Annotated in this window: 5 protein-coding genes; 4 read left to right on the top strand and 1 reads right to left on the bottom strand. The window is 64.0% G+C overall.

Features of this window, described 5'->3' with window-relative positions; translation table 11 throughout:
• Positions 1-332 precede the first annotated feature (332 nt).
• On the bottom strand, positions 333-1007 hold the full coding sequence (locus tag JWP60_RS11230; protein WP_299790706.1) for a Crp/Fnr family transcriptional regulator: 675 nt from the start codon (positions 1005-1007) through the stop codon (positions 333-335).
• A 157-nt stretch (positions 1008-1164) separates the two neighbouring features.
• Between JWP60_RS11230 and trxB the strand changes: the two genes are divergently transcribed.
• From trxB to JWP60_RS11250, 4 genes are all read left to right on the top strand, one after another.
• Positions 1165-2115 carry a thioredoxin-disulfide reductase gene (gene trxB / locus JWP60_RS11235; RefSeq protein ID WP_299790709.1) on the top strand — a complete coding sequence of 317 codons (951 nt, stop codon included), beginning with the start codon at positions 1165-1167 and terminating at the stop codon, positions 2113-2115.
• 140 nt (positions 2116-2255) lie between these two features.
• Positions 2256-2489, top strand: a complete 234-nt coding sequence (gene rpmB / locus JWP60_RS11240; RefSeq protein ID WP_299790712.1) for a 50S ribosomal protein L28 — start codon at positions 2256-2258, stop codon at positions 2487-2489.
• Between the two features lie 22 nt (positions 2490-2511).
• The gene (gene rpmG / locus JWP60_RS11245) at positions 2512-2682 is read left to right on the top strand and encodes a 50S ribosomal protein L33 (protein ID WP_299790715.1); all 171 of its coding nucleotides are present in this window, start codon (positions 2512-2514) and stop codon (positions 2680-2682) included.
• A 191-nt stretch (positions 2683-2873) separates the two neighbouring features.
• A complete protein-coding gene (locus tag JWP60_RS11250) occupies positions 2874-3350 on the top strand; it encodes a DUF3597 domain-containing protein (RefSeq protein WP_299790717.1) in 477 nt (158 codons plus the stop codon).
• Positions 3351-3691 lie beyond the last annotated feature (341 nt).

The raw sequence follows: 3691 nt of genomic DNA on the forward strand, positions 1-3691 counted from the left end.
CGAAGCTGGTCGAGTTCGCAGTTTGGCCGCAGGCCAAACTGCAGACGAGTCCTTCGCGTGGGCCGCAAGACCGGCCAGCGCAGGTTTGCCCGATCGCGTTCACGCGATCGGGACGCCTCCCCGCGGGCCCGCGCCGCACAGCGTCTTGCGCGACCGCCCTGGTGCTCGCAGGGGAAGTGGACCACGGCCAGGCAGCAATGCTGCGGGATTCCGGACAGCAGTGGGGCTCGACCCGGGATCCACGCAGCGGTGGTGCAAGCGCCGTCGTGGATTGCGGGTCAAGCCCGCAATGACATCCAAAGGCGCCGCAACGGCATCCAGGCCGTCACCCGCTACCCCAGCGTCGTCAACCGGTCCTTCACCAGCATCGACCCGTCATCCCGCGTTTCGATGAACCCGCGGTCTTCGAGGTCCTTCATCACCCGGCTGACCATTTCGCGCGAGGCGCCGACCATCTTGGCGATGTCCTGGCGCGAGATGCGTTCGCGGATCGTCATCAGGCCTTCGCGATCGGGCTGGGCGAATTCCAGCAGCGCGCGCGCCACCCGGCCGTAGACGTCCATCAGCGCCAGCGATTCGATCTTGCGGTCGGCCTGACGCAGCCGCTGCACCAGCCCCTTCATGATCGCGTACGACATCGAGCTGTTCTCGGGCAGGCAGCGCGCGAACTCGGCGCGGCCCAGCGTGAGCATGTCGGTCTGCACCTCGGCGCGGCAGGTGGCCGAGTGCGGCTCGTTGTCGATCAGGCTCATCTCGCCGATGTAGTCGCCCGGACTCAGCGTGGCCAGGATCACTTCGCGGCCGCGCTTGTCGGAGGTGACCACGCGGATGCGCCCGGTGAGGATGATGAACAGCGTGTTGGACTTTTCGCCCTGCTCCACGATCGTTTCACCGCGCTTGAAGCGCCGCTTCACCACCGCGTCCGCCACCGCCTCCGCCTGGTTGGATGTCAGCAGGGCGAACAAAGGCACTCTGCGGATCAACTCCAGGTTGGACAGCATCGACATGTTTCAAATCCCTCCTGCGCGGCGGTTTGCTATCGGTTCTTACAATCGGCCTGATTGAGAGGGCACAAGCATGGCGCATGCCCAGGTGCTTGATACTTCTCGAACCGGCAAGAAATGTACACCGACCTGTGGTGTTTCCCACACAGGTTTTTTCACCATGACCAACAAGCACGCCAAAGTCCTGATCCTCGGCTCCGGCCCCGCCGGCTATACGGCGGCCGTCTACGCCGCCCGCGCCAACCTGCATCCGCTGTTGATCACCGGCATCGCCCAGGGCGGGCAGTTGATGACGACCACCGAAGTGGACAACTGGCCGGCCGACGTGCACGGCGTGCAAGGGCCCGAGCTGATGCAGCGCTTCCTGGAACATGCGGAACGCTTCAAGACCGAGATCGTGTTCGATCACATCAACAAGGTCGATTTCAGCAAACGGCCTTTCACGCTCACCGGCGACAGCGGCAGCTACACCTGCGATGCGCTGATCATCGCGACCGGCGCCTCCGCCAAATATCTCGGCCTGCCCTCGGAAGAAGCGTTCATGGGCAAGGGCGTGAGCGCCTGCGCCACCTGCGACGGCTTCTTCTATCGCGACGAGGTGACCTGCGTGATCGGCGGCGGCAACACCGCGGTCGAAGAGGCCCTGTATCTCTCCAACATTGCGAAGAAGGTTTACCTGGTGCACCGGCGCGACAAGTTCCGCGCGGAGCCGATCCTGATCGACAAGGTGATGCACAAGGTCGCCGAAGGCAAGATCGAGCTGAAGCTGTTCAAGACGCTGGACCAGGTGCTGGGCGACGCCACCGGCGTGACCGGCATCCGCTTGCAGGACTGCAACAATGGCAGCACGGAAGACCTGCAACTCAAGGGCTGCTTCATCGCGATCGGCCACCATCCCAACACCGATATCTTCCAGGGCCAGCTGGAGATGAAGGACGGCTACATCCTCACCAAGACGGGCCTGGTCGGCATGGCGACGATGACGAGCGTGCCCGGCATCTTCGCGGCCGGCGACGTGCAGGACCACGTGTACCGGCAGGCGATCACGAGTGCGGGCACGGGCTGCATGGCGGCCCTGGATGCGCAGAGGTTTCTGGAGCAGGAAGAGTGATGCACTCTTCAGGCTATAATCGCAGGCTTCGCCGGAAATTCCGGCCGGTTACCGCCCCCGTCAGGGCGAGGTGAGCCCGGGGCTCGTCGCGAACGCCAGGCATTCGCGGGGAGTGACGGGTGGAAGTCGAGGAATAACAGATGTCACGCGTCTGCGAAGTGACGGGCAAGGGCCCGATGGTGGGGAACAACGTTTCCCACGCCAACAACAAGACCAAGCGCCGGTTCCTGCCGAACCTGCAATACCGCCGTTTCTGGGTCGAGACCGAGAACCGCTGGGTGCGTCTGCGCGTTTCCAACGCCGCGGTGCGCCTGATCGACAAGAACGGTATCGATGCTGTGCTGGCGGACATGCGTGCCCGCGGCCAAGCCTAACTAAACCCGCGAAGGAAGCACCATGGCAAGCAAAGGCGGTCGCGAGAAGATCAAGCTGGAGTCCACTGCGGGCACCGGCCATTTCTACACCACGAGCAAGAACAAGAAGCTCATGCCCGAGAAGATGTCGATCATGAAGTTCGACCCGAAGGCACGCAAGCACGTCGAGTACAAGGAAACCAAGCTGAAGTGAGATGGGCGCCCGCAGGGCGCCACGTCACTTCATCCCGGCGCACGCCGGGATTCAGAAGCCCCGCAATGCGGGGCTTTTCTTTTGTCAGCGCCCGACCTTGCCAGCCAGGGCGCCGCAGCGCATGCGGACGGCACCGACAAGCCCGCTTGCAAGCGCTCCCGATCATCGTGCCATCCCCAACGGAGAACACGATGAGCATTCTCGGCAAGATCTTCAGCCGCATCCTCCCGCACGCCAACGCTGCGCAGGCGCCCGCGATGCAGGCACCGGGTGCCCAGGCCCCAGCCGCCCCGCAATCGGCCCCCACGCCGCAAGCGGCAACTCCTGCCCGTCCCGCGCAGCCGCAGGCGGCTCCGCAAGGGGCGGCAGCAAACGCGGGTGCCACGGGTGCGGCCACGGCAACCACGGAGCGCGTGGACGTGGAGAAGACCCTCGACGGGCTCGCCGCCAACAACCCGCAGAAGCTGAACTGGCGCAACTCGATCGTCGACCTGATGAAGCTGGTCGGCATGGACAGCACGCTGCAGGAGCGCAAGGAACTCGCCGACGAGCTTGGCTACACCCGCGACAAGAGCGACACCGCAGCGATGAACGCGTGGCTGCACAAGGAAGTGCTGCGCAAGCTGGAGGAGAACGGGGGGAAGGTGCCGGCGAACTTGATGGATTGAGGATGCCGTGGCGGATGTCTGAAAGATGTCATTGCGGCTTGACCGGTAATCCATGCGGCGCCTGTTCAAGCGCAGCGTGGATCCCGGGTCGAGCCCCACTGCTGTCCGGAATACGCCGCGGTTGAATGGGCGTCCCTAGAGGAGAGGGTGGCTAAAGGGGGCCAGGGAGACTTAAACGACGCGCTTTTCGCGATGGTGCAAGGGGCGGCGAGGAAAAAAGTTGTTGCGGCGGATGCGCTGAGGGGGTATGAACCCGGTCGCCAAACGTCTCAACAACACACCCTCCGCAACATGTACAGCATAAGCCGTATCCAGGAAGTGCTCCAAGCCGTCCCTCGCGG

Source organism: Ramlibacter sp. (assembly GCF_028291745.1).
Taxonomy (GTDB): Bacteria; Pseudomonadota; Gammaproteobacteria; order Burkholderiales; family Burkholderiaceae_C; genus Ramlibacter.

Bases quoted from the DNA above. Each gene is read 5' to 3' on its own strand.
- trxB (WP_299790709.1), top strand. From the start codon at position 1,165: ATGACCAACAAGCACGCCAAAGTCCTGATCCTCGGCTCCGGCCCCGCC.
- rpmG (WP_299790715.1), top strand. From the start codon at position 2,512: ATGGCAAGCAAAGGCGGTCGCGAGAAGATCAAGCTGGAGTCCACTGCG.
- JWP60_RS11230 (WP_299790706.1), bottom strand. From the start codon at position 1,007: ATGTCGATGCTGTCCAACCTGGAGTTGATCCGCAGAGTGCCTTTGTTC.
- rpmB (WP_299790712.1), top strand. From the start codon at position 2,256: ATGTCACGCGTCTGCGAAGTGACGGGCAAGGGCCCGATGGTGGGGAAC.
- JWP60_RS11250 (WP_299790717.1), top strand. From the start codon at position 2,874: ATGAGCATTCTCGGCAAGATCTTCAGCCGCATCCTCCCGCACGCCAAC.